This is a genomic window from Geodermatophilus sp. URMC 64 (assembly GCF_053502555.1).
On record NZ_CP199955.1, the window covers coordinates 5,226,104 to 5,251,152 of the forward strand.

Annotated in this window: 19 protein-coding genes and 1 tRNA gene; 7 read left to right on the forward strand and 13 right to left on the reverse strand. The window is 74.8% G+C overall.

Features of this window, described 5'->3' with window-relative positions:
• Position 1: 1 nt before the first annotated feature.
• A complete protein-coding gene (locus ACWIYF_RS25590) occupies positions 2–1,084 on the reverse strand; it encodes a zinc-dependent metalloprotease (protein ID WP_448625637.1) in 1,083 nt (360 codons plus the stop codon).
• Between the two features lie 96 nt (positions 1,085–1,180).
• A complete protein-coding gene (gene dacB / locus ACWIYF_RS25595; protein WP_448625638.1) occupies positions 1,181–2,542 on the reverse strand; it encodes a D-alanyl-D-alanine carboxypeptidase/D-alanyl-D-alanine endopeptidase in 1,362 nt (453 codons plus the stop codon).
• A 123-nt stretch (positions 2,543–2,665) separates the two neighbouring features.
• On the opposite strand from dacB, the gene ACWIYF_RS25600 reads away from it, so the two are divergent.
• The 5 genes from ACWIYF_RS25600 (at position 2,666) to ACWIYF_RS25620 (ending at position 7,417) form a co-directional block, all read left to right on the forward strand.
• Entirely contained in the window at positions 2,666–3,160 is a 495-nt protein-coding gene (locus ACWIYF_RS25600; RefSeq protein WP_448625639.1) for an inorganic diphosphatase, read from the forward strand.
• Positions 3,161–3,448: 288 nt separating this feature from the next.
• Positions 3,449–4,525 (forward strand): hypothetical protein, encoded by a 1,077-nt coding sequence (locus tag ACWIYF_RS25605; RefSeq protein WP_448625640.1) that lies wholly within the window; start codon positions 3,449–3,451, stop codon positions 4,523–4,525.
• Between the two features lie 170 nt (positions 4,526–4,695).
• Positions 4,696–5,406 carry a hypothetical protein gene (locus tag ACWIYF_RS25610; protein ID WP_448625641.1) on the forward strand — a complete coding sequence of 237 codons (711 nt, stop codon included), beginning with the start codon at positions 4,696–4,698 and terminating at the stop codon, positions 5,404–5,406.
• Positions 5,403–6,596: a hypothetical protein gene (locus ACWIYF_RS25615; RefSeq protein ID WP_448625642.1), complete on the forward strand. Its 1,194-nt coding sequence runs from the start codon at positions 5,403–5,405 to the stop codon at positions 6,594–6,596. The genes ACWIYF_RS25610 and ACWIYF_RS25615 overlap by 4 nt, the downstream gene beginning before the upstream one ends.
• Positions 6,593–7,417, forward strand: a complete 825-nt coding sequence (locus ACWIYF_RS25620; RefSeq protein WP_448625643.1) for a vWA domain-containing protein — start codon at positions 6,593–6,595, stop codon at positions 7,415–7,417. The genes ACWIYF_RS25615 and ACWIYF_RS25620 overlap by 4 nt, the downstream gene beginning before the upstream one ends.
• Positions 7,418–7,421: 4 nt before the next feature.
• Here the strand turns inward: ACWIYF_RS25620 and ACWIYF_RS25625 are convergent, their stop codons facing one another.
• Entirely contained in the window at positions 7,422–8,438 is a 1,017-nt protein-coding gene (locus ACWIYF_RS25625) for a LacI family DNA-binding transcriptional regulator (RefSeq protein ID WP_448625644.1), read from the reverse strand.
• 147 nt (positions 8,439–8,585) lie between these two features.
• Here ACWIYF_RS25625 and ACWIYF_RS25630 point away from each other — a divergent pair, with 147 nt between their 5' ends.
• Positions 8,586–8,789: a hypothetical protein gene (locus ACWIYF_RS25630; protein WP_448625645.1), complete on the forward strand. Its 204-nt coding sequence runs from the start codon at positions 8,586–8,588 to the stop codon at positions 8,787–8,789.
• Between the two features lie 11 nt (positions 8,790–8,800).
• On the opposite strand, the gene ACWIYF_RS25635 is transcribed toward ACWIYF_RS25630, so the two are convergent.
• From ACWIYF_RS25635 to tmk, 5 genes are all read right to left on the reverse strand, one after another.
• Entirely contained in the window at positions 8,801–9,577 is a 777-nt protein-coding gene (locus ACWIYF_RS25635) for an SDR family NAD(P)-dependent oxidoreductase (RefSeq protein WP_448625646.1), read from the reverse strand.
• A gap of 24 nt (positions 9,578–9,601) precedes the next feature.
• Entirely contained in the window at positions 9,602–11,995 is a 2,394-nt protein-coding gene (locus tag ACWIYF_RS25640) for an ATP-binding cassette domain-containing protein (RefSeq protein ID WP_448625647.1), read from the reverse strand.
• 121 nt (positions 11,996–12,116) lie between these two features.
• Positions 12,117–12,189: transfer RNA gene (locus ACWIYF_RS25645), tRNA-Thr, on the reverse strand.
• A gap of 57 nt (positions 12,190–12,246) precedes the next feature.
• Entirely contained in the window at positions 12,247–13,431 is a 1,185-nt protein-coding gene (locus tag ACWIYF_RS25650) for a DNA polymerase III subunit delta' (protein WP_448625648.1), read from the reverse strand.
• Positions 13,428–15,617 (reverse strand): dTMP kinase, encoded by a 2,190-nt coding sequence (tmk, locus tag ACWIYF_RS25655; protein ID WP_448625649.1) that lies wholly within the window; start codon positions 15,615–15,617, stop codon positions 13,428–13,430. The genes ACWIYF_RS25650 and tmk overlap by 4 nt, the downstream gene beginning before the upstream one ends.
• A gap of 344 nt (positions 15,618–15,961) precedes the next feature.
• Here tmk and ACWIYF_RS25660 point away from each other — a divergent pair, with 344 nt between their 5' ends.
• Positions 15,962–16,744 (forward strand): trans-aconitate 2-methyltransferase, encoded by a 783-nt coding sequence (locus tag ACWIYF_RS25660; protein WP_448625650.1) that lies wholly within the window; start codon positions 15,962–15,964, stop codon positions 16,742–16,744.
• A 7-nt stretch (positions 16,745–16,751) separates the two neighbouring features.
• Here the strand turns inward: ACWIYF_RS25660 and ACWIYF_RS25665 are convergent, their stop codons facing one another.
• The 5 genes from ACWIYF_RS25665 to ACWIYF_RS25685 all read right to left on the reverse strand — a co-directional run bounded on the left by ACWIYF_RS25665 (position 16,752) and on the right by ACWIYF_RS25685 (position 24,864).
• On the reverse strand, positions 16,752–17,534 hold the full coding sequence (locus ACWIYF_RS25665; protein ID WP_448625651.1) for a class I SAM-dependent methyltransferase: 783 nt from the start codon (positions 17,532–17,534) through the stop codon (positions 16,752–16,754).
• Positions 17,534–20,374 carry a type I DNA topoisomerase gene (gene topA, locus ACWIYF_RS25670; RefSeq protein ID WP_448625652.1) on the reverse strand — a complete coding sequence of 947 codons (2,841 nt, stop codon included), beginning with the start codon at positions 20,372–20,374 and terminating at the stop codon, positions 17,534–17,536. Before topA ends, ACWIYF_RS25665 begins: the two co-directional genes overlap by 1 nt.
• 215 nt (positions 20,375–20,589) lie before the next feature.
• Positions 20,590–22,098: an alpha/beta hydrolase gene (locus tag ACWIYF_RS25675; RefSeq protein ID WP_448625653.1), complete on the reverse strand. Its 1,509-nt coding sequence runs from the start codon at positions 22,096–22,098 to the stop codon at positions 20,590–20,592.
• Positions 22,095–22,418, reverse strand: a complete 324-nt coding sequence (locus tag ACWIYF_RS25680) for a hypothetical protein (protein WP_448625654.1) — start codon at positions 22,416–22,418, stop codon at positions 22,095–22,097. The genes ACWIYF_RS25675 and ACWIYF_RS25680 overlap by 4 nt, the downstream gene beginning before the upstream one ends.
• Positions 22,419–22,602: 184 nt before the next feature.
• A complete protein-coding gene (locus ACWIYF_RS25685; RefSeq protein WP_448625655.1) occupies positions 22,603–24,864 on the reverse strand; it encodes a sodium-translocating pyrophosphatase in 2,262 nt (753 codons plus the stop codon).
• Between the last annotated feature and the right edge of the window lie 185 nt (positions 24,865–25,049).

The window sequence follows — 25,049 nt, forward strand, 5'->3', positions numbered from 1 at the left end:
CTCAGGCGGTGATGGCGGGGCGGCCGAACACCCGGTCCACCCACTTCTGCGGGGCGGTGAGCTCGTCGATGAGCGGCAGGTTCGCCGGCCCCTCCCACACCCGGTTGAAGCCCTGCATGCCGACCAGGTCCACCACGCCGCCGACGAAGTGCCGGCCGTCGGCGTACTGCTTCATCTTCTGCTCCAGACCGAGCAGCCGGCGCAGCACGCGGTCGAACGGGCCCCGGCCCTTGCGCCGCTGGGCGAACCGCTTGCGCAGCGTCTTGACCGACGGGACGACGTCCGGGCCGACGCCGTCCATCACGTACTCGGCGTGGCCCTCCACGAGGCTCATGACGGCGGTGACCCGGTCGAGCACCTCGCGCTGGCGGGGGTCGCGGACCAGGGCCAGCAGACCCTCGCTGTCGCCGTCCCCGCCCCGGATGGCGTCGCCGAGGCTGTGCAGCACGTCGGTGAGCCGCTCCCGGAGCACCTCGGGGGTGAGGTCGGTGGCCTCGACGAACTCGGCGATCTGCGCCTCGAGGTGGGTCTTCAGCCACGGGAACGCGGTGAACTGCAGCTGGTGGGTGACCTCGTGCAGGCACACCCAGAGCCGGAAGTCGCTCGGGTCGACGCCCAGCTTGCGCTCCGCGTCGACGATGTTCGGCGCCACGAGCAGCAGCCGGCCGCCGGTGCCGAAGACCTCGTACTGGCCGAGCACCCGCGAGGACAGGAACGCGAGGATGCCGCCGGCCTGCACGCCGGTGGCGCGCGAGCCGATGGCGGTGGCCAGCGGGCCCGGGCGGGTGCCCTGCTTCTCGGCCAGGGCGTCGACCAGCGGGTTCAGCAGCGCCGCCATGCCGCCGGCGTTGGCGTCGATCCAGCCGGGCCGGTCGACGACGGCCACCTCCGGCGCCGGGCCGCCCTCGGCCGGCTTCAGGCCGGTCAGCCCTTCGACGTGGGCGACCGCCCGCGCCGCGGCGTCGTGCAGCTCGCGGACGACGCTCTCTGCTTCTTCCCGGGTGGTCTCCGGGCCGGGACCGACCAGCTTGCGCGCGGTGCGACCGGCGAGGTCCCAGTCGACCATCGAGGACGGGCTGCTCATCGCCTCACCGTACGCGGACAGCCTGTCGAAGGGCTGTCGAAGGACCCCCCTGCCCCCCACCCCTCGCAGGCTCGCGGCGGGCCCCTGCAGGAGGGCCTACCGGCAGCCGCACTCCGCGAGGGCGGTCGCGACGTCGTCGAGGGCGGCCTCGGCGCTGTCGACGCTGCCGGCCGCCGCGTCGGCGAGGACGGCGAACACGAGCAGCCGGCCGTCCTCGGTGACGACGGTGCCGGCGAGGCCGTTGACGTTGAGCAGCGTGCCGGTCTTGGCCCGGACGGCGCCCGGCGCGGTGGCCGGGTCGTCGTCCCCGCGGTCGGCGAGCGTGCCGTCGTAGCCGGCGACGGCCAGCCCCGACAGGATCGGCGCGGCCTCGGGCAGCGAGCCGTCGGCGGCGTCGGTAAGCAGCCCGGTCAGCAGGTCCACCGGCACGCGGTCGTCGCGGGAGAGCCCGCTGCCGTCGGAGAGCTGCACGCCGCTGACGTCGACCCCGGCGTCCTCCAGGGCGCCGACGACCGCCTCAGCCGACCCCTCGAAGGAGGCGGGCAGGTCACGGGCGAGCGCGACCTGGCGGGCGAGGGCCTCGGCGAGCATGTTGTCCGACTGCGACAGGGCCTGCTCGACCAGCCGGGCGATCGAGGCGGAGTGCACGGTGCCGAGGGTCTGCGCGCCCTCCGGCGCCTCCCCGAGCGAGATGGCGGCGCCGGGCGCGCCGAGGGCGTCGGCCAGCGCGGTGCCGGCGTCGAGGCCGGGCTGGCCGCTGCGGGCGTCCGCGCCCGGGGCGACCCGCGCGCCGTCGACGGCCGTCGCGGTCACCGGAGCGGCGTAGCTGGACGGGGCGTCGCCGGGCGCCCAGCCCTCCGCCGTCAGCGGGCCGCTGTAGAGGGAGCTGTCGACGACGACGCTGGTGATCGGCGTCCCGGCGGGCACCGCGGCGAGAACCTGGGTGGCGAGGTCGGCCATCGTCGGGGCGCCCGGGTAGCTCTGCGACGGCGCGGTGCGCGAGAGGGTCGGGTCGCCCCCGCCGACGAGGACCACCTCGCCGGGCGAGGAGCCGGCGACGACCGTGGTCTCGAGGGTGTCGTCGGGGTCGAGGGTGGTCAGCGCGGCGACGCTGGTGAGCAGCTTCGCCGTCGAGGCCGGGGTGGACGGGGTGCTGCCCTCCTGGTCGAAGAGGGTCTCGCCGGTGGCCACGTCGACCACCTGGGCGGAGACGCCGGTGCCCAGCGCGACGGCGGACAACAGCGGGGTCAGCTCGCCCTCCAGCGCCGTGGGGTCCGGCGCGGGGGCGTCGGACGACAGCGCGGCCAGGACCGGGGTGGCGTCCCCCAGGTCGGGCAGCCGCGCCTCGGCGGCGGCCGCGGCCACGGGCGAGGTGGCGTCGTCGTCCCCCGCCGCGACCAGGACCGTCGCCACGATCGCGACGACCAGGACGAGCACGCCCAGACCCGCGACGATCAACCGGCGACGGAACCTCGAGTAGTTCGCTGTGACGACGGTCGAACCGCTCGACGTGATGGTGCCCACCCCCCAGAAGGCGACCTCCGCCGATTGCGCGGGGTCGCCGTGGGCCACACTACGTGCGTGCAGTTCGACGTGACGATCGAAATCCCGAAGGGCCAGCGAAACAAGTACGAGCTGGACCATGCCACCGGACGCATCCGGCTCGACCGGATGCTGTTCACCTCGACCCGCTACCCGGCCGACTACGGGTACATCGAGCACACCCTCGGCCAGGACGGCGACCCGCTCGACGCGCTGGTGATCCTCGACGAGCCGACGTTCCCCGGGTGCCTGATCACCTGCCGGGCCATCGGCATGTTCCGGATGACCGACGAGAAGGGCGGCGACGACAAGGTCCTCTGCGTGCCGGCGACCGACCCGCGGATGGCCCACCTCACCGAGATCACCGACGTCCCCGAGTTCGACCGGCTGGAGATCCAGCACTTCTTCGAGACCTACAAGGACCTCGAGCCCGGCAAGTCGGTCGAGGGCGCCGAGTGGGTCGACCAGAAGTCCGCCGAGGAGGAGATCCGCGCGTCCCTGGAGCGCGCGAAGGAGCAGAACTACCACACCTGACCGGCGCTCCCCCGGCCCTCGCCGACCGCGCCGAGCGCACGTACGCGACGGCGGCGCCCCTCTCCAGGGATGGCGCCGCCGTCGCGTGCGTTCAGGGCGCGGCGATCGGGTGCCCACCGTCCGGTGCGGGACCGGCCCCGGTGTCGCGGGGCACGCGGACGGGTACGCCGCGGCCCCGGTCCCGCGATACTCCGGGGACCGGTCGGGACGGCGCCCGGCACCGGTGGCGGACGGAGCCGCCACCCTTCGGGCGCGAGGTGGCCGAGGGTGGTCGGGAGGTGGCGGCCCGTGCCTGATGCGAGGCCTGCGTGGCAGCGCGAGCGCAAGGAGATCGGCGACGACGTGCTCGCCCTCCTGGAGGCGTTCACCCGCCTGCGCGAGTCGCCGTCGGGCAACGGCCCGCCGCGGACGACGCTGAACAAGGCCGCCGAGGAGGTCGCCCGCCGGCCGCGCCCCGACGTGGCCGCGGAGCGCCAGCAGCTGCGCGCGCTGGGCCGGTACCTGGCCCCGGACACCGAGACCCGCGAGCCGATCGAGCTGCACGGCAAGCCCGGGCGCCGCGGCACCTTCGCCACGCCCGAGGCCATCCGCATGGCCCAGGCGGTCCGCCTCATCCGGCGCGCCCGGGAGCGGGAGCTGGCGCGCCGGCGCGAGCTCGAGGACATCCAGCTGGTCAGCGCGGTCGACCAGCGGGTGCTGCGGATCGGCGGCCGCCAGTCGCACTACGAGCGCTTCCTCGGGGTGCTCGTGGGTCGTCTGCACACCCACTTCCCCTGGATCCGGCTGGAGCTGCGGCTCGTCGCTGGCGACGGGACCGACGCCGACCTGGGCCGGCTGTTCCGCGGCGAGCCGCCGGAGATCGACTACCTGCTGGTCGAGGACGACCACCCGGAGACCTGCTACGAGTACACGCTCCGGGTCGTCGGGACGGCGCCGGAGCTGGCGCGGCTCGGCGGGCGGGAGGGGCGACCGGCGGACTGCCCCGCGCACCTGCTCGACGGCGAACCGCTGCTCGCCGCCCCGCCCGGGCACGCCTCGCGCGACCGCCTCGACCGCATCCTGCGGCGGAACGGGGTGTCCCCGGCGCGGGTGGTCGAGGAGCCCAGCCCGCTGATGCGCTACGTCCGCGCGCTGGCCGGCGAGGGCTTCGCCGTCATGTCCGACGAGTACAGCGCCATCGGCGGGACCGGCGCGACGTTCCCCTCGCTGCTCGACTCCGGCCACCGGGCCACGCAGACCGTCCGCCTGCTGGGCCGCGAGGAGCTGCGCGGCGGGGTGCACACGGCCCTGCAGTGGGAGGTCGCCCAGTTGCGCGCCGAGGAGGCCGAGCAGGGCTGGGAGGGCCGCCCGGCCGCGCTGGGCTGAGCGGCGCTCGCGCTCGCCACCGGTGGCCCGTGAGGGACCGGTCCGGTCGGCCGATTTGGCCGTCCGCCGCCGTCCTGGAGCCGTTCCGGATCTGCCGGTGCGCGTGGTCAGGTGGTCGGGTGAGACGGAACCACCGCCCGGCGGCACCCGGGAGGAGGCTGGCTCTGGGGATGGCGGGCGCCGTGGTCCCGATGCTCGCGCTGACCGCCTGCGCCGACGAGGAGGCGCCGAGGCCCGCGGCGGCCTCGCAGGACTGCCCGCGCGTGGTCACCGCCCGGCTGGACGCCGATCAGCCGGCGAAGCGGCACGACGTCTACCTGCCCGACGTGAGCGACAGCGGGGGCGCGAGCCTGGAGTCGCTGCGGCCGCAGCTCGAGGGGATCGTCACCGACGCCGTCCAGGGGCAGGCCACCCTCACCGTGAACGTGATCGGCGACTCGGCGACCGACACCACGACGATCCTCGACTGCCCGGCCCTCGCTCCCCTGGTCAACGACGAGGACGCCCGGTCGCAGGTGACGAACAACCTGATCACCGCGGTCACCGACGCGGTCCTGGACGCGTATCCGGAGCGCGACCGGCGGCACGGGTCGGACCTCTACGGTGCGCTGATCGCCGAGAGCGACCGGCTGCCCGCCGACGGCGTGCCGGTGCGGATCATCAGCACGTCGGACGGCATGCAGGTCGGCTCGACCGACATCCCGCTCGAGCTGCCCGGCGTCACGGTCGAGCTGTACGGGCTCGGCCGGCTGGCCGACCAGGGCCTGGACAGCGTCGCCGCCACCCAGCTGCGCGACACCTGGACGCGGCTGCTGGAGCAGGCCGGCGCCACCCCGGTCATCCGGTTCACCGCCTACGTGCCCGGTCAGGTGGGCCGGTGACCGGGCCGCCGCGTCCGCGGGCGCTGCCGGGCGAGGGGCGGACGGCGGCCGAGAACGCCGCCGGGTCCGCCGCCGTCGAGGGCTCGCTGCGCGCCCTGACCGCGCGGCTGGTGCCGCTGAGCCGGCGGGGCCGCCGGCAGCGGGGCCGGGTGGCCGCCTGGACGACGCCGACCGTGCAGTTCTACGCGGCCCTGGACAGCTCGGTGGAGGCCGCCCGCCGCGCCGACGCCCACCGGGACGAGCTGCCGCCGCGGCCGACGCCGTGGTCCCTGCCCACGCTGCTGCTGGTCATGGCCGTGCTGACCGCCGGCGACTACCTCGGCGTCAACGCGATCCTGCGGGCGGCGAACCTGCCGGCCCGGGCCAGCTTCACGCTGCCCCTCGTGATCAGCGTGACCATCCTGGTCACCGCCAAGGTGCTGGCGCACTGGGACCTCGGGTCCGTCGTCCCCCGGCGGCAGGACGCCGAGGACCGGCCGCAGCCCGCGGAGGACGCCGGACTGCGGGTCGTGACGGCCCGCAGCACGGCGACGGGGGTCCGCGCCGGCGCCTACGAGGAGAACGAGCGCCGGCTGCAGGCGCTGGCCGGGCCGGTGGCGCGGCGCAAGCGGACGGTGCTGTACGCGGTCCTCGTTCTGACGCTGCTGGGCGTGATCGGGCTGATCGCGGGCCTGGGCGCGCTCGGTGGTCAGCTGTCGGGCAGCCTCGGCCTCAACGACGGCGAGCACGACACCCTGCTGCTGGTGTGCACGTTCGGCCTGACCGCCGGCATCGTGCTGCTCAACGTGTCCGCCGCCTTCGCGCTGGCCTACGGGCAGTACGTGCCCGGTTCGGCCGAGTACCGCGCCGCCGTCCGCAACGCGCTGGTCAAGCGGGCGTGGGTGCGGCTGCTCTGCCTGACCGCGCGCCCCGAGCGGGGTTCGCGCCGACTGGTCGAGCGGCTGCGCGCGGAGGGCGAGCGGGCCGATGTGCGGGCCGCGCTGGGCACCTCCGCGGGCCTGCAGGACGTCTTCGACCTGCAGCCGGCCCGTGAGTCGGTGGAGGCCGGCGAGCTGCTGGAGGACATGGTCGCGCGGTCGCGGGCGCAGACGCCGGCGGAGTTCGGCAGCGGCTACGACGAACGCGTCGACGGGCTCGGCGGGCACCTGCGGCGGGCCCCGGCGCAACCGCAGGACGCGGGCGTGGCATGACCCGCCGCGGGCGGCGGCGATGGGCGGCGAGCCTGTTCCGCCGCCTGGAGATGCACAGCCGCCACGGGGTGCCGACGGTGCGCCGGGTGCCGGTCAGGCGGGCCGCCCGCGTGCGCCGCGACCGCCGGGTCCCGGGCTGGCTGTTCCCGGTGCTCGCCGCGCTGCTCGCGCTGGGCACGCTCGCGGTCGTCTGGCCCTTCGACACCTCCCCGGAGGCGGCACCGGCCCGGCTCGGCGACGCCCAGCTCGGCGGCGACCGCGCGCTGACCGGCCGCGCCTGCGTCGTCCTGGCCTCCGACCTGTCCGGGTCGATGCGGCAGTTCGCCCAGGACCGGCGGGAGGCCCTGCACGACCTCCTCGACTTCTCCCGCCGCGTGCTGCGCCCGGACGACGTCGTGCTGGTCGTCACCTACGCCGACACGATGGCCGTCGCGCTGCCGCCCACGCAGGTGGGCGACCTGCCGGCCGGGGACCTCCCGGAGCCCGATCCCGGCACCGACGGCACCGCGCTGACCCCGGTCCTCCAGGGGACGGCGGAGCTGCTGGCCGGGCAGCACTGCGCGGCCACCGGGCTGGCCGGCGTCACCGACGGCCTGCTCCAGGACCACGCCGCCACGCTCGACGCCGCCGTCCGGGAGGCGGGGGTCGCCCAGGTGCACCTGCTGGTGCCCGGTGGCTCCGGACGCCCCGGACCGCTGAGCTCGCCGCTGCTCGACGACATCCAGGTCGGGCACTTCCGGCCGGGGGACACCGAGGAGCTGGGGCTGGCGTACGGCCGCCTGCTGGCCCTGCTGACCGGCCAGGAGCTCCGCGGGCGCTGACGCCTCACGCCCGGCGCGGCGGCCCCAGGGACTCGCGCAGCCGCAGGGGCATGGGCACCCGGTGCTCGTCGCCGCCCGGCGCGTTCCCGCCCAGCAGCAGGTCGACGGCGGTGGTGGCCAGCTCGCGGTGCGGCAGCGCGACGCTGGAGAGCGCCGGCCGCAGCCACACGGCGAGGTCGGAGTCGTCGAACGAGATGACCGAGACGTCGCTGGGCACGCGCAGCCCGCGCGCGGCGAGGGCCTGGTAGACGCCCAGGGCGATCCGGTCGTTGAAGGCGATCACCGCGGAGGGCCGCTCCCCCTGGTCCAGCAGCGTGCAGACGTGCTCGAAGGCCGACTCCGGCCGCCAGGTCGACGGCACGATCCCGGCCAGCCGCACGCCGGCGCCGCCGAGCACCTCCTCGATGCCGCGCAGCCGCTCGGCGGCGGCGATGACGTGCGGCGCGGGCTCGCCCACGAGCCAGATGCGGTCCCGGTGCCCGGCGGCGAGCAGCGCGCCCGCGGCGGAGCGGCCGGCGGCCACCTCGTCGGGGACGACGGAGGCCAGGCCGCTGCCGGGTGCCCGGCAGTTGAGCAGCACCACCCGCTCGCCGCGGAGCGCCTCGGGGAGCCGGACCTCGCGGGTGAAGAAGGTGGCGTAGAGAAAGGCGTCGACGTGGCGGGCGAGCAGCTCCTCGACCAGCCGCTGCTCGAGGTCGGGGTCCTCGGCGGTCTCGCACACGAACAGCAGGTGCCCGTGGGCGACGGCCGCGGCGAGCGATCCGTACACCAGCTCGCCGGCGTAGGCCTCGGTGGCCACGGAGTCGGTGACCAGCGCGATCGTCCGCGTCACCCGGGTGCGCAGTCCGCGGGCCATGAGGTCGGGCCGGTACCGCAGCTCGCCGGCGGCCCGCAGCACGCGGCGCCGGGTGTCCTCGCCGATGCGCATCTCGCGGTCGCGGCCGGTGAGGACGTAGTGCGCCGTCGTCCGCGACGTCCCGGCCAGGTCGGCGACGTCCTGGAGCGTCACCCGTGCCGCCACGCGCGGAGTGTGGCACGCGGGTCGGCAGCCGTTCCCGGCCGTTTCCCCGTGCCGGTTGACAGGGCTGGGTTGAGACCCTTCACTGAGCGCTGAATCCATCCAGCCCTGGGTGCATCGGCTCGATCCGAACGGACAGGCGAACCGACGATGAGCGAGCGGGTCACCTGGGAGACCTGTCCCCGCTGCGGGCGCAGCGCGGCCGTCGGCTGGGTCGACGGGCGTGCCGTGGAGGTCGACTGCCCGGGCGGGTGCGCCCTGCCCTCCGCGGAGTTCGCCCGGCAGAAGGCGAAGGCGGAGGGCACGACCTCCTCCGTCGAGCGCTGGACCGCGGCGATGGACCGGTGGCTGTAGGCCGCTGCCCGTCAGTGCATGACCAGGCCGGCGGAGACGTTGACGTCCTCGCCGGTGATCGACGCGGCCCGAGGTGAGGCCAGGAAGGCGACGACGTCGGCGATGTCGCCCGGCGCCACGACCTTGCCGAGCGGGGAGCCGGAGGTGAATTCCGCGCGCGCCTGCTCGACGGAGATGCCGCGGGCGGCGGCCTGCTGCTCGAGCACCCAGGCCAGCCGGTCGCCCTCGACGCCGCCGGGCGAGACCAGGTTGACCCGCACGCCGGCCGGGCCGAGCTCCCAGGCCAGCGTGCGGACCAGGCCGATGAGCGCGGTCTTCGACGCGGCGTAGGGCGTGCGGTTGACCAGCGGGCGCTTCCCGGTCATCGAGCCGATGACCACGATCGACCCCGTGCGCCGGGAGATCATCGCCGGCGCGAACGCCTTGCAGCAGAGGTAGGTGCCGGTCACGTTGACCCGGAAGGTGTCCTCCCACTCCTCGAGGTCGATCTCCCACAGCGGCCTGCTCGGCCCGCCCACGCCGCTGTTGCAGACCAGGACGTCGACCCGGCCGAACGTGCCGAGCGCCTCGGCGGCCGCCGCCCCGACCGAGGCGGGCTCCCGGAGGTCCAGGGGGACGACGAGGCTGCGGCGGCCCGCGGCGGAGACCTGCGCGGCGACCTCCTCCATGGCCGGCACCGAGCGGCCGGCGAGCACCACGTCGGCGCCGGCGGCCGCCAGGCCGAGGGTGATCGCCCGCCCGATGCCCGTCCCCGCTCCGGTCACCACCGCGACCGCGCCGTCCAGCATCGCCGGTCCCCTCCCCCGCCCCGGTCAGGCGCCGACGTAGGCCGCGAGGTGCTCGCCGGTGAGGGTGGCGCGGGCGGCGACGAGGTCGGCCGGCGTCCCCTCGAAGACGATCCGGCCGCCGTCGTGGCCGGCGCCGGGGCCGAGGTCGATGATCCAGTCGGCGTGCGCCATGACCGCCTGGTGGTGCTCGATGACCAGCACCGACTTGCCGGAGTCGACGAGCCGGTCGAGCAGGCCCAGCAGCTGCCGGACGTCGGCGAGGTGCAGGCCGGTGGTCGGCTCGTCCAGGACGTAGACCCCGCCCTTCTCGCCCATGCGGGTGGCCAGCTTGAGCCGCTGCCGCTCGCCGCCGGACAGCGTGGTGAGCGGCTGGCCGATGGCGAGGTAGCCGAGCCCGACGTCGGCGAGCCGGCCGAGGATCGTGTGCGCCGCCGGCGTCTTCGCCTCGCCGGCGGCGAAGAACTCCTCGGCCTCGGTGACCGGCATCGCGAGCACCTCGGCGATGTTCCGGCCGCCCAGCGTGTACTCCAGCACCGCCGCCTGGAACCGCTTGCCCTCGCACTCCTCGCACGGGGACTCGACGGTGGCCATGACGCCGAGCTCGGTGTAGATGACGCCGGCACCGTTGCAGGTGGGGCACGCGCCCTCCGAGTTCGAGCTGAAGAGCGCCGGCTTCACGCCGTTGGCCTTCGCGAACGCCTTGCGGATCGGATCGAGCAGGCCGGTGTAGGTCGCCGGGTTGCTCCGCCGCGATCCCTTGATGGCGCTCTGATCGACCGTCACGACGCCCTCCCGGCCGGCCACCGAGCCCTGGATCAGGGAGCTCTTCCCCGAGCCCGCCACGCCGGTGAGCACCACCAGCACGCCGAGCGGGATTTCGACGTCGACGTCCTGCAGGTTGTGCGTGCTGGCGCCGCGCACCTCCAGGACTCCCTTCGGCGTCCGCACCGACGGCTTGAGCGAGGCCCGGTCGTCCAGGTGTCGGCCGGTCAGCGTGCCGCTGGTCCGCAGCTCTTCGACGGTGCCCTCGAAGACGACCTCGCCACCGGCGGTGCCGGCGCCCGGACCGAGGTCGACGACGTGGTCGGCGATCGCGATCGCCTCCGGCTTGTGCTCGACGACGAGCACCGTGTTGCCCTTGTCCCGCAGCTGCAGGAGCAGTTCGTTCATGCGCGCGATGTCGTGGGGGTGCAGCCCGATGGTCGGCTCGTCGAAGACGTAGGTGACGTCGGTGAGCGACGACCCGAGGTGGCGGATCATCTTCGTGCGCTGGGCCTCGCCTCCGGACAGCGTCCCCGCCGGCCGGTCGAGCGACAGGTAGCCGAGCCCGATCTCGGTGAACGAGTCGAGCAGGTGCCGCAGCCCGCTCAGCAGCGGGGCGACGGACGGCTCGTCGAGCGCGCGGACCCACACGGCGAGGTCGCTGATCTGCATCGCGCAGAGGTCGGCGATGCTCTGGCCTTGGATCGTCGACGACCTGGCCTCCCGGGTGAGCCGCGTCCCGTCGCACTCGGGGCAGGTCTGGAACGTGATCGCGCGCTCCACGAACGCGCGGATGTGAGGCTGCATCGCGTCGACGTCCTTGGAGAGCATCGATTTCTGGATCCTCGGGATGACGCCCTCGTAGGTCAGGTTGATGCCCTCGACCTTGATCTTGGTCGGCTCCTTGTAGAGGAGGTCGTGCAGCTCCTTCTTGGTGAACTTGGCGATCGGCTTGTCCATGTCGAAGCCGGCGCCGCTGAAGATCCGGCCGTACCAGCCGTCCATGCTGTAGCCGGGGACGGTCAGCGCACCCTCCGCCAGCGACTTGGTCTCGTCGTACACCGCCGTGAGGTCGAAGTCGGAGACCGAGCCCATGCCCTCGCAGCGCGGGCACATGCCGCCTAGGTAGACGACGTCGCGCACCACGGCCTTCTCGACCCGGCCGCCGGCCTTCTCCGTGCTCATCACCCCGCTCGCCTTGCGCGTCGGGACGTTGAAGGAGAACGCCGTGGGGGGGCCGATGTGCGGCGTGCCGAGCCGGCTGAACAGGATGCGCAGCATCGCGTTGGCGTCGGTGGCGGTGCCGACGGTGGAGCGGGGGTTGGCGCCCATCCGCTCCTGGTCGACGAGGATCGCCGTCGTCAGGCCCTCGAGGAGGTCGACGTCCGGCCGCGACAGCGTCGGCATGAAGCCCTGCACGAAGGCGCTGTAGGTCTCGTTGATCAGCCGCTGGGACTCCGCGGCGATCGTGTCGAACACCAGGGAGCTCTTGCCCGAGCCGGAGACGCCCGTGAACACGGTCAGCCGGCGCTTCGGGATCGCGATGCTGACGTCCTTGAGGTTGTTCTCGCGGGCGCCGTGCACGCGGATCAGGTCGTGGCTGTCGGCGACGTGCCGCGCGGGCGAGTGCGGATCGGTCCTCGTGGCCGTGCTCATCGGGTCTCCCTCTCCTCGGGCAAACGCCTGTCGCTGTCTACCTCATCGGCGGCGCCGGCGGCGAGCCCCGGGAACGACGAAGCGGCCCCGCCCGGGAGGGCGAAGCCGCTGGTCACCTGCGAGCCGCCTGTCGGAATCGAACCGACGACCTTCTCATTACGAGTGAGATGCTCTACCGACTGAGCTAAGGCGGCGGACGTGCTCGGACAGCCTACGGCACCCGCGCGGCCGACCGGTGCAGGGGCGCCGGCTCAGCCGGCGGGCAGTCGCAGCGCGACGGTGAGGGCCTCGAGCGCGATCTGCGGCTTCACGTTCTGCTCGAGCGCCTCCCGGCAGGTCAGGATCGCGTCGATGCGGCGCAGCGCGCCCTCCGGCCCGAGCCGGCGGGCGAGCTCCTCGGCGTCGGCCCGCCGGTCGGGGTGGTTGAGCGCGGGCGCCTGCTCGCCGGCCGCTGCCAGCACCAGCGCGTCGCGGTAGAGGGCGGCCAGGTCGACCAGCGCGCGGTCGAGGGAGTCGCGGCCGATCCGGGTGGCCCGCGACTTCTGCCTGCGCTCGAGTTCCTTGAGCGCGCCGGCGCCACCGCGGGTGGCCGCGGTGACCCCCGGGCCCCGGGCCCCGACGCCCAGGCTGGCCTTCATGGCCTCGGTCTCGGCGCTGTCGAGGACCGCCGTGGCCGCCTCGGTCTCCTCCTTGGCGGAGCCGACCAGTTCGTCGGCGGCGTCCAGGCAGGCCGACAGCGAGACCAGCGACAGCGGGACGTCGAGCACCGCCTTGCGGGCCAGCCGGGCGTCGTCGTCGCGGGCCAGCCGGCGGGCGCGGCCGACGTGCCCCCCGGAGGCCGCGGCGGCCCAGGCGGCCAGCGCCGGGTCGACGCCGTCGCGGCGCACGAGGACGTCGGCGATGGCGTCCACCGGCGGCGTGCGCAGGCTGACCAGGCGGCACCGGGACCGGATGGTGACCATCACGTCGTCCGGGTGCAGGCTCGGGACGCAGAGCATCATCACCGTCCGCGCCGGCGGCTCCTCGATCATCTTGAGCACCGCGTTCGCCGCGTGCTCGGTCATCCGGTCGGCGTCCTCGACCAGCACGATCTGCCACCGGCCCTGCGACGGCGCCCGGCTCGCACCAACGACCATCTCGCGGGCCTCCTTGGCCCCGATCGACAGGCCGTCCGGAACGATGATCTTCACGTCGGCGTGCGTGCCGGCCAGCGCGGTGTGGCAGGCGTGGCAGGTGCCGTCGCCGCCGTTCGGGCACTGCAGGGCGGCCGCGAACGCCCGCGCGGCGACGCTGCGGCCCGAGCCCGGCGGGCCGGTGAACAGCCACGCGTGGGTCATCGCCGCCGGGTCGGCGACCGCGGCGCGCAGCTCGGCGACGACCGCGGGCTGGCCGATGACCCGCGACCAGACGTCCTCGGCGGCCTCGACGGTCGTCACGGGTGCAGCTGCGGGGTCGGGCCGGTCTGGGCGTGCGGGCGGTGCGGGACGGCGCCGGAGGCGTCGGCGTGCCCGTTGACGTCGGCCCTGGCCCGCCGCTGCCGGCCGCCGGGCAGGGTCTGCAGCGGCAGGCCGGAGAGCAGCTCGGTGACCCGCACCCGGATGGCCGCGGCGAGCTCGTCGGGCGGGGCCTGCGCGTCCAGCACCAGGTACCGGTCCGGCTCGGCCTCGGCCAGGGCGAGGAAGGTCTGCCGCACCCGCTGGTGGAAGTCCAGCGACTCCGACTCGAGCCGGTCCGCGGCCGCGCGCCCGCGCGCCCGGGCCAGACCCACCTCCGGCGGCAGGTCGAGCAGCACCGTCAGGTCGGGCACCAGGCCCTGGGTCGCCCAGCGGGACAGGCCGCGGACGTCCTCCATCGGGATGGTCCGCCCGGCGCCCTGGTAGGCCAGCGAGCTGTCGACGAAGCGGTCGGTGATCACGACCTCGCCCGCGTCCAGCGCGGGCCGCAGCACGTCGTGCACGTGCTGGGCGCGGTCGGCGGCGTAGAGCAGCGCCTCCGAGCGCGGGGAGATCCCGGCGTGCGCGCGGTCGAGCACGATCGAGCGGATGCCGGCGCCGGAGGCCGTGGCGCCCGGCTCGAACGTGGCCCGCGCGACCAGCCCCTCGTGGGTCAGCCATTCCTGCAGCCGCTTGACCTGGGTCGACTTTCCCGCGCCCTCGCCTCCCTCGAACGCGATGAGCACCCCGCCCTTGGCCAGCCGGCGGCGGGCGGTGGTGTCGCGGCGCAGCGCGGTGACGACGTCGGCGACCAGCGGCACCGGCCGGCCGTCGTCCATCTGCCGGTAGGCGACGATCCCCACGCCGGCGGCGAGCAGACCGGCGACGAACAGCATGATCCGGTCGCCGGTGATCTCGAACGCCACCGCGCCCAGGTCGACGCCGTGCTTGCCGAACAGCCCGACGCCGAACGGCACGACCGCCAGGCTGAGGATCAGCGCCGCCCGGACCAGGGACTGCACCAGGGCGAAGGTGCGGCCGCGGACGGCGTCGTCGATCTCGGTGCCGAGCAGCGTGAAGCCGGCCAGGTAGGCGATCCCGGCGAAGAAGCCCATCAGGACGACGAGCAGCAGCGAGATCCAGAGGGTGAACGACCAGGACAGCAGCAGCAGGGCGAGGCCGGCGCCGACGATGGCCACGCCGAAGAGCCGTTCCCGGGACAGGTCGCGGGCGATGCTGGGACCGACGCCGATGCCCAGCCCCAGGCCGATGAACACCGCGCCGAAGAGCAGGCCGTAGGCGGCGTCGCCGCCGCCCAGGGACGCCGCGTACGCCTGTGCTGTCGCGATGACGACGCCCGCGGCCATGAAGGCGCCGGTGATGCCGACGACCAGCCCGCGGACCAGCCGGGTGTGCCCGGCGAAGCTCAGACCGCTCTTCAGCGAGCCGAGGAAGCTCTCCGTCTTCACCTGCGCGCCCGCCTCCCGGCGGCCGCTGATCGAGGGCAGGTTCCAGATGACGACGGCGGCCACGAGGAACGTGAGCGCGTTGAGGTAGAGCGCGAGATCGATCTCGGACAGCCACGGCAGCGCGGCGTCCATCGACCCGCCGAGCGAGGTCAGGACGGCGAAGACGATCGCCGCCGCGACCGGCGTCAGGCCGTACGTAGTGACCAGCGAGAGCTGGTTCGCCGGCTCGATCTGGTCCTTGCGCAGCATGTTCGGGACGGCGGCGTCCTTCGCCGGGATCCAGAACAGGCTGATCGCCTCGATGAGGAACTGGGCGATGAACAGCCAGATGAGGTTGTCGACCAGCGGGATCGAGGCGAACAGCCCGAACCGGAGGACGTCGCAGACCACCATCGTCTTGCGCCGGTCGAACCGGTCGGCGAACGCGCCGGCCAGCGGGCCCAGCAGGATCGCCGGCAGCAGCCGGAAGGCGAGGACCGCGCCCAGCGCGAAGTTCTGCAGGGCGAAGGTGTCCACCAGCGAGGTGGCGGTCGCGGTGATCGCCAGCAGGCCCAGCCAGTCGCCGAAGCTCGAGAGCGCCATCGACTCCCAGAGCCGGCGGAAGTCACGGACCCGGAGGACGGCGCGGACCTTCGCGACCAGGCCGACCGCGCCGACGGAGTCCCCCGGGTGCAGCCCGTCGACCGCGTCCCCGTCGTCCCCGGTGTCCGCGCCGGGCATGGCGGCACCGGGCGCCGGCTCCCGGACGGACGTCTCGAGCCCGGCCACGGGGCTCGGGGAGTCCGCGGGCACGGGCGTGCCGCCGTGCGGCAGACCGTCCGCGGGTACGACGGTCCGCGCGTCCGGCTGCGGCGGCGGCCCGTCGGAGGGCTGCTGCGCCGGCGGGGGCGGGTCGGACCTGATCGGGGGCTCCCGGGGGTCGGGGTGGTGGGCGGAGCTGGCCCTCGGCTGCCTCACGGTACCGGGCGGAGGTGACCGTTCCCCGGACTTCGTCGCGCGACGGGGCGTCGGTCGGGACACACCGGACGACGTCGGACGACGGCGGGCGACTAGGGTCGCGGCCGGTGGACGCCTGGGACGCCTCGACCTATCTGCGCTTCGCCGACGAGCGGGCGCGGCCGTTCGCCGACCTGGTCGCCCGGGTGCGCGCGACCGATCCGCGGGTGGTGGTCGATCTCGGCTGCGGCGAGGGCGCGCTGACCGCCTCCCTGGCGCAGCGGTGGCCCGGCGCGCGGATCACCGGGATCGACTCCTCCCCCGAGATGCTCGCCGCGGCGGCCGCGCACGCGGTGCCCGGGCGGGTGGAGTTCGCCGCGGGTGACGTCCGGGAGTGGACGCCGGCCGAGCCGGTCGACGTGCTGCTCAGCAACGCCGTCCTGCACTGGGTGCCGGGGCACGACCGGCTGCTCTCCCGGTGGGCCGGTGCGCTGGCCCCCGGCGGCGAGCTGGCGGTGCAGGTGCCGGGCAACTTCCGGGCGCCGACGCACGCGCTGCTTGCGGAGCTCTGCGCTGCGCCGCGCTGGGCGGACCGGGTCGGCGACGCGGCGCCGCGGCCGGACGCCGTCCTGGACCCGGCCGGCTACCTCGACGTCCTGACCGCCGCGGGGCTGGCCGCCGACGTCTGGGAGACGACGTACCTGCACGTGCTGACCGGCGAGGACCCGGTGCTCGGCTGGGTGCGCGGCACCGTGCTGCGGCCGGTGCTGGCCCGGCTCGGGGACGACGACGCCGCCGAGCTCACCGCTGCCTACGCCGCGGCGCTGCGCGCGGCCTACCCGCGGCGGGGGGACGGGACGACGCTGCTGCCCTTCCGGCGGGTCTTCGTGGTGGGGCGGCGGATCGCCTGAGCCCGCGTCAGGCCGGCCGCAGGCGGTGCGCGGTGGTCACGTACGGCAGCTCGAGCACCGCGTGGTCCCGGGTGCCGGGATGGGTGGCGAGGAGGTCGCGGATGCGGCCGAGGAAGGCCTCGCGCGCGGGATCGGCCATCGTCGCGACGTAGCTGCGGGTGGCGATGCCCGCGACCACCTGCTCCGGCGTCACGATCTGCACGATGCCGGACTCGAAGTACTCGTCCCGGGCACCCAGCTCCTGGGCGAACCCCGCGACGACGGTCTGGTCGGCCTCGTGCCCGCGGGCCTCGTGGGCGAGCAGCTCGCCGAGCGCGCCGACCCACGGCACGCGCTCGTCGCGGGCGTTCCAGATCAGCCCGACGGCGCCGCCCGGCCGCAGCACCCGCCGCATCTCCCGGGCCGCGGGGCCGATGTCGAACCAGTGCGCCGCCTGACCGGCCACCACGGCCTCTACGTCGCCGGAGGGCAGCGGGATCTCCTCGGCCGAGCCGACCCGGACCACGACCTCGGGATGCCGCGCGGAGAGCTGGGCCAGCATCTCCGCCGACGGGTCGACGGCGACGACCTCGTGACCCGCCGCGACCAGCCGCTCGGTGAGCAGACCGGTGCCCGCGCCGAGGTCGAGCACCCGGCGCGGCACGTCGCCGAGGAGGAAGCGCACCGCGTCGTCCGGGTAGCTCGGCCGCAGCGCGGCGTACTCGGCGGCGACCGAGCCGAACGAGGTGCGGCGGCTGTCCCAGCCGGCCGGGTCGAGGGACCCGGTCCCCGTCGGCCCGCCGCCGCTCATCAGCCCGCGTTCACCGGCTCGGCGGCCTTCTTCGCCGCCGCCTTCTTGGCCCCCGTCGCCTTGGCCGCGGTCTTCTTCGCGGTCTTCTTGGCGGCCTTCTTCTTGGTCGCCGGACCGCGGGCGCGCCGGTCGGCCAGCAGCTCGGCGGCGCGCTCGATCGTGATCGACTCGACGTCGTCGCCCTTGCGCAGGCTGGCGTTGGTCTCGCCGTCGGTCACGTACGGGCCGAAGCGCCCCTCACGGACGGTGACCTGCCCCTGGGTGACCGGGTCGGGCCCGAGCTCCTTGAGCGGGGCCTTGGCCGCCGCCCGGCCGCGCTGCTTGGGCTGGGCGAAGATCGCCAGCGCCTCCTCCAGCGTGGTGGTGAACAGCGCGCCCTCGCTGGGCAGCGACCGCGAGTCGGTGCCCTTCTTGAGGTAGGGCCCGTAGCGGCCGTTGAGCGCCTGGATCTCCTCGCCGTCCGGCGCGGTGCCGACGGTGCGGGGGAGGGTGAGCAGCTGCAGCGCCTCGTCGAGGGTCACCGTCTCCGGCGACATCGAGGAGAACAGGCTCGCCGTCCGTGGGCTGTCCTTGCTGCCCTCGGGGACGACCGTCGTCACGTAGGGGCCGTACCGGCCGGCCTTCACGACGACGGGGTGCCCGCTCTCCGGGTCGGTGCCCAGCTCCCGGTCACCGGACGGCGCAGCCAGCAGCTCCGCCACCTTCTCGGTGGTCAGCTCGTCCGGCGGCAGGTCCTCGGGAATGCTGACCCGCGGCCCGTCCTCGCCGCCGGCCTGCAGGTACGGCCCGTACCGGCCGACCCGGACGACGACCGGCTCCCCCTGGGGGCCGGTGGCGCGCAGCGGGATCGAGTTGATGCCGCGGGCGTCGATCTCCTCCAGCCGCTCGCTGATGACCTGCTTGAGCCCACCCGAGGCGGCGATCCCGCCGGCGTGCCGGCCCTCGCCGCCGAAGTAGAACTCGGTCAGCCAGTCGACCCGGCCCAGGCTGCCGCTGGCGATCTCGTCGAGCTCGTTCTCCAGCAGCGCGGTGAACTCGTAGTCGACCAGGTCGGCGAAGTGCTGCTCCAGCAGGTTCACCACGGCGAACGCCACGAAGGAGGGCACCAGGGCTGCGCCCTTCTTCCACACGTACCCGCGGTCCTGGATGGTCTGCAGGATCGAGACGTAGGTCGACGGCCGCCCGATGCCGAGCTCCTCCAGCCGGGCGGTCAGGCTCGGCTCGGTGTAGCGGGCCGGCGGGGTGGTCGTGTGCCCCTTGGGCTCGAGCTCGCGGGTGTCCAGCCGCTGGCCGCGCTCGACGCGGGGCAGCCGGCGCTCGGCGTCGTCCCTGCCGGGCTCGTCGTCGCCGTTGGCCGCGCCCTCGTCGCGGGACTCGACGTAGGCACGGAGGAAGCCCGGGAAGGTGATGGTGCGGCCGCTGGCGGTGAACTCGACCGCCTCGTCGGTGCTGCTGCGGCCGGCCAGCCGGATGCTGACGGTCTGCCCGACGGCGTCGGCCATCTGCGAGGCGATGGTGCGCTGCCAGATCAGCTCATAGAGGCGGAACTCGTCGCGGGCCAGCTGGCCGGCGAGCTGGCCGGGCGTGCGGAAGTGGTCACCGGCCGGGCGGATCGCCTCGTGCGCCTCCTGGGCGCCCTTCGCCTTCTTCGCGTAGCGGCGGGCCTCGGCGGGCACGTAGGCGTCGCCGTAGAGCTCCCGGGCCTGAGTGCGGGCCGCGTTGATCGCCTCGTTCGACAGGTTGGTCGAGTCGGTCCGCATGTAGGTGATGTGGCCGTTCTCGTACAGCCGCTGGGCGACCCGCATCACCTGCGCCGAGGACCAGCCGAGCTTGCGCCCGGCCTCCATCTGCAGCGTGGAGGTGGTGAACGGCGCGTACGGGCGCCGGCGGTAGGGCTTCTCGTCGACCCGGCTGACGGTGACCTGACGGCCCTCGAGCCGGGCGGCCAGGCCGCGGGCACCGGCCTCGTCGAGGTGGACGACGTCGCCGGTGACCCGGCCGGTCGCCGGGTCGAAGTCGCGGCCGGTGGCCACGCGGCTGTCGTCCACACTCACCAGCCGGGCGCGGATGGTCGTCGGCTCGCCCTCGTCGGCGCCGCTGCGCTGCTCGGCGACGGCGAAGGTGCCCTCGAGCGACCAGTAGTCGGCGGAGTGGAAGTTCATCCGCTCCCGCTCCCGCTCGACCACGATGCGGGTCGCGACCGACTGGACGCGGCCGGCCGACAGCTTCGGCAGGACCTTTTTCCACAACACCGGCGAGACCTCGTAGCCGTAGAGCCGGTCGAGGATCCGCCGGGTCTCCTGGGCATCGACCAGGGCGGTGTCGAGGTCGCGCGGGTTGGCCACGGCGCGGGCGATCGCCTCGGGGGTGATCTCGTGGAACACCATCCGGCGGACCGGGACCCGCGGCTTGAGGGTGTCCACCAGGTGCCACGCGATGGCCTCGCCCTCGCGGTCCTCGTCCGTCGCGAGGTAGACCTCACTGGCGTCCTTCACCAGCGCCCGGAGCCGGCTGACCTGCTGCTTGCGGTCGGGGCTGACGACGTAGAGCGGCTCGAAGGCGTTGTCGACGTCGACGCCCAGCCGGGCCCACGAGGCGCCCTTGTGCTCGGCCGGCACGTCGGCGGCGTTGCGCGGCAGGTCGCGGATGTGCCCGACGCTGGCCTCGACCACGTAACCGTTGCCCAGGTAGCCGGCGATCTTGCCGGCCTTGGTCGGGGACTCCACGATGACCAGCGGCTTTCCCCCGGCCACGGCGGAGCGCCGCCGGGTGGGCGTGCTCGACCCGGTGGCGGTCCCGGTCGCGGGCTTGCTGCCGTTCTTCGCGGTCCTGCTGGGCACGGTGCTCCTGTCGGTGGTGCTGGGGTGCGGGCGCCGGGCATGCCGACGTCGCGGACGCCATCGCTGTACGCCCCTCGGCGGGCCACGGTAGGCCACGTCTCCGACGAACGGCCGGGTGCGGACACATCGTGGGCGTGCCGTCACCCTCAGAAGCGATCCCTCCGGCGACCTGTTCCCGAAAGGGGTGAGCCGGCGCGGACGACGCATCCGGCGGCTCACCGCGGCCCCGTGCCCGCCACGACCTCGCCCATGGCGCCGAGCGTGGGCCGGTCGCGGTCGAAGTAGTCCCAGTGCGCCGTCCCGGGATCCACCGGCAGCTCGCTCGCCCCGAACTCCTCGGCCCACGTGTTCTGCCCGTAGTAGCCCGACCACGAGATCGGATCGGCCGGGGAGGCGGCTCCATAGACCTGCGCCACCTCCAGGCGGCCGGCGTTGCGGCTGAGCCCCGGGCTGCCGAGCAGGACGACGGCGTCGGCCGCGAGCTCCCCCTCCGCCCCGGCGGCCTCGTCGACGACCACGGTGCCGTAGCTGTGCGCGACCACCGTCGTCCGCGGGTCGGCTGCCGCCAGCGCCTGCCGGGCCGCGTCGAGCCCGTCGAGCGCCCGGTCCAGGGCCGCGCCGCCGCGCCGGGCGTCGCCCCGCGTGAGGATCGAGGGCAGGCCCTGCGGCGTCCGGTAGCCGATCCACGCCATGGCCGCGACCGCCAGCCCCGGCGCCGCCGCCTCGGCCTCGGCGGCGAGGTCGCGGGCGTGCGCCACCTGCCCGGTGAGGTCGTCCTCGGGCGTGGTGCGGATGCCGGGCACCAGCACGCTGACCGCGCCGGCGGTGTCGAGATCGCCCACGGCCAGCGCCACCAGGTCCGCGTCCGGGTCGAAGGTCCACAGCTGGACGCTCCGGCCGGCCTGCTCCTGGCGCGCGATCTCGTCGGTGACCACGGTGGCCAGCGCGCTGCCGGCGTCGAGCGCGGAGGCGAGCAGGAGCCGGTTCGCCCGGTCCCGCGCCCAGGCGGGGACGCCGTCGAGGGCGCCCACGAGATCGGGTGCGGAGGCGATCGCGGCGCGCTGGTCTGCTGCCGAGAGCGCGGCCCACCAGCGCGCGACGTTTTCCGGCGCGCGCCCGACCGGCACCACCGGGACCACGACGGCGTCGGGGACGCGGCCCGCGAGGTCGGCGAAGTCGGCCGGCGGCCGGGCGTGGACGGCGCCGGCGGGCAGCAGAGCGCGATCGGCGTCCTCCGCCGCGACGGCCACGGCCGCCGCCGCCTCCATCGCCCGTGCGGCCAGTGCGCCCACGCGGGCCACGATCACCGCGCGCTGGGCCACGGCGGCGGCCTGGTCCGGCGCCATGGCCGGGGTGAGCTGCGGCGCCACGACAGTGCCGTCGTCGTCGAGCGGCACCTGCTCGGCGGCGGCCAGGGCGAGGGCGGTGGCCGCCGCGTCCTGGGCGGCCTCGGCGGCCCCGAGCACGAGCCCGAACGCCGCGAGGGACTCGCCCAGGGCCGAGGACACGGCCGTGGTGACCGCGGACAGCTCGAGCACCGCGCCGGCCGCGGTGCGGGCGGCCGGCCCGGACCAGACCCTCGCCGTCTCCAGGTCCCGGCCCACCGTCTCGACGTGGGCCCGCCAGGCGGGCAGCCGGTCCGCGACGCCGTCGAGCGTGCTGATCGCGCTGCGCAGGAGGGCGACGTCCCAGGCCGCCAGGGCGGACAGCGACGTGGCGGTCATCGGGCGATTGCGGTCGCGCCGACCGGGCCGGGACCGACGCGCTGGGCGAGCGCGGTGTCGGCCTCCCGGTAGGCGATCACGGCCCGGGACAGCGTGGTGGCGACCGCGTCGGTCCGCTCCGCCAGGACGCCGAGCAGCCCGGCCCAGCCGTGCCCGGCGTCGCCGATCCGCTCGCCGTCCCGGCCGCCCAGGGCCGCGGACAGCGAGCGGGCGGAGGACGTGCAGAGCGGCGCCTCCTCCGACAGGGTCACGGACAGGGCGGCGAGCTCGGCGGCGAGCGCCGCCACGTGGTCGAGCTGGACGGAGATGAGCGCGGACATCCATGCCTCCCGGCGTCGGTCGGCGGTCCTCGGCGGGACCGACGGCGGCGGACGCTAGGAGCGGGCGGGGACGGCGAGAGGGCCGCCGTCCACATCGGACGACGGCGTCCACAACCGACACCGGGACCCTCGGCCGGCGCGGTGCCGGCCGGAGGATCCCGGTGTGCGGATCAGCGGGTGGCGATCAGGGAGCGGAGGCGGTCAGCGACTCCTGGTTCGAGCTCGGGGCCCCGCCGACGACCACGGACCGCCGCTTGGAGACGACGACCGCGCCGATGATGACCGCCACCGCGACGAGGGCGATGACCGTCCGCACCGCGGTGTTGGCGTCGTCGCCCACCGACAAGCCCACGACCGCGGGCGCGATGAGCAGCGCCACCAGGTTCATGACCTTGATCAGCGGGTTGATCGCGGGGCCGGCGGTGTCCTTGAACGGGTCGCCGACGGTGTCGCCGATGACCGTGGCCGCGTGGGCCTCGCTGCCCTTCCCGCCGTGCGCGCCGTCCTCGACCATCTTCTTGGCGTTGTCCCAGGCGCCGCCGGAGTTGGCGAGGAACACCGCCATGAGCGTGCCGGCCGCGATGGCACCCACGAGGTAGGCCGCCAGCGGGCCGAAGCCGAGCCCGAAGCCGACCGCGACCGGCGCCATGACGGCCAGGAGGCCGGGGGTGGCCAGCTCGCGCAGCGAGTCCTTGGTGCAGATGTCGACCACCGCGGAGTAGTCCGGCCGCTCGCTGTAGTCCATGATCCCGGGCCGGGTCCGGAACTGCTCCCTCACCTCGAAGACCACCCGGCCCGCCGCGCGCGAGACGGCATTGATCGCCAGCCCGGAGAAGAGGAACACCACCGCGGCGCCGACGATCGCGCCCACCACGTTCTTCGGTGTGACGAGGCTGAAGGCGTCGCCGATCGAGCTGCCGGCCTCGGCCAGCGCGGTGCGGATCTGCGCGTTGTAGGAGCCGAAGAGCGCGGTGGCGGCGAGCACGGCCGTCGCGATCGCGATGCCCTTGGTGATCGCCTTGGTGGTGTTGCCCACCGCGTCGAGGTCGGTGAGCGTGCGCGCACCCTCCTCGTCGAGGTCGCCCGACATCTCGGCGATGCCCTGCGCGTTGTCGCTGACCGGCCCGAAGGTGTCCATCGAGACGATGACGCCGGCCGTGGTGAGCAGGCCGCAGCCGGCCAGTGCGACCGCGTAGAGCGCGGCGCCGCCGCCGATCAGGAAGGCGACGTAGACCGCGCCGCCGATGAGCAGCGCGGCGTAGACCGCCGACTCCAGGCCCAGCGAGATGCCCGAGAGGATCACCGTGGCCGGGCCGGTGAGGGAGCTCTGCGCGACGTCGCGGACCGGCTTGCGGCTGGTCTCGGTGAAGTAGCCGGTGAGCATCTGGATCGCGACGGCCAGGACGATGCCGGTGAGCACCGCGAGGAAGCCCAGGACCTGCGGGCTGACGGCGAGGTCCTGCGCCTCGGAGACGCTGGGCAGCACCGTGAAGGCGGCGGCCGCGACCAGCAGCAGGGAGACGACGGCGGAGGTGAAGAAGCCGCGGTTGATCGGCGCCAGGCCGTTGCGGTCGGCCTTGCCGGGGTTGCTGGCGAGGATGCCGACCACGGAGGCCACCACGCCGATGGCGGCGACGGTGAGCGGGAAGACCATGCCGACGGCGCCGAAGAAGACCTGGCCGAGGATCAGCGCGGCCACCAGGGTCACCGCGTAGGACTCGAACAGGTCGGCGGCCATGCCGGCGCAGTCGCCGACGTTGTCGCCCACGTTGTCGGCGATGGTCGCGGCGTTGCGCGGGTCGTCCTCGGGGATGCCGGCCTCGACCTTGCCGACGAGGTCGGCGCCGACGTCGGCGGCCTTGGTGAAGATGCCGCCGCCCACGCGCATGAACATCGCCAGCAGCGCGCCGCCGAAGCCGAAGCCCTCGAGGACGACAGGGGCGGTCTCGTCGAACAGCAGCAGCGCGAGCGCGGCGCCGAAGAGGCCGAGGCCGACGGTGATCATGCCGACGACGCCACCCGTGCGATAGGCGATGCGGAAGGCCGGGCGGTAGCCGCCGGAACGCGCGGCGGCCGCGACACGGACGTTGCCGCGGGTGGCCAGGGTCATGCCGATGAAGCCGACCATCGCGGAGAAGAGGGCACCGACCAGGAAGAAGACGGCCCGGCCGAGGCGGGTGCCCCAGCCGCCCTCGGACACGGGCAGGGCGATGAGCAGCAGGAAGACGATGACGGCGAAGACGCCCAGCGTCCTGAACTGCCGTCGCAGGTATGCCGCGGCGCCCTCCTGCACCGCCCGGGCGATGTCGCGCATCGTCTGCGTGCCCTGGTCGGCGGCGAGGACCGCCCGTACCAGGAAGCCGGCGAAGCCGAGCGCGGCCAGGGCGACGACGAGGACGACGGCGACCAGCACCATGTCCCCGCCGGACAGTGCACTGTCGGGCATGTGGTTCCTCCCAGCGGTCGGCAGCCGCCCGGCCCGCACGCCGGGACGGCGAGGTCACGCCCGGGGCGCGCCGGAGGGCTCCGTCGACCAAGGGACGCCGCGCGATTGTAAGCGAGGTCACAGGCTGTACCGGAACCTGCGACGATCTGTTGCCTTCATCACATCTGTGTCATCTGTGGGTGCCC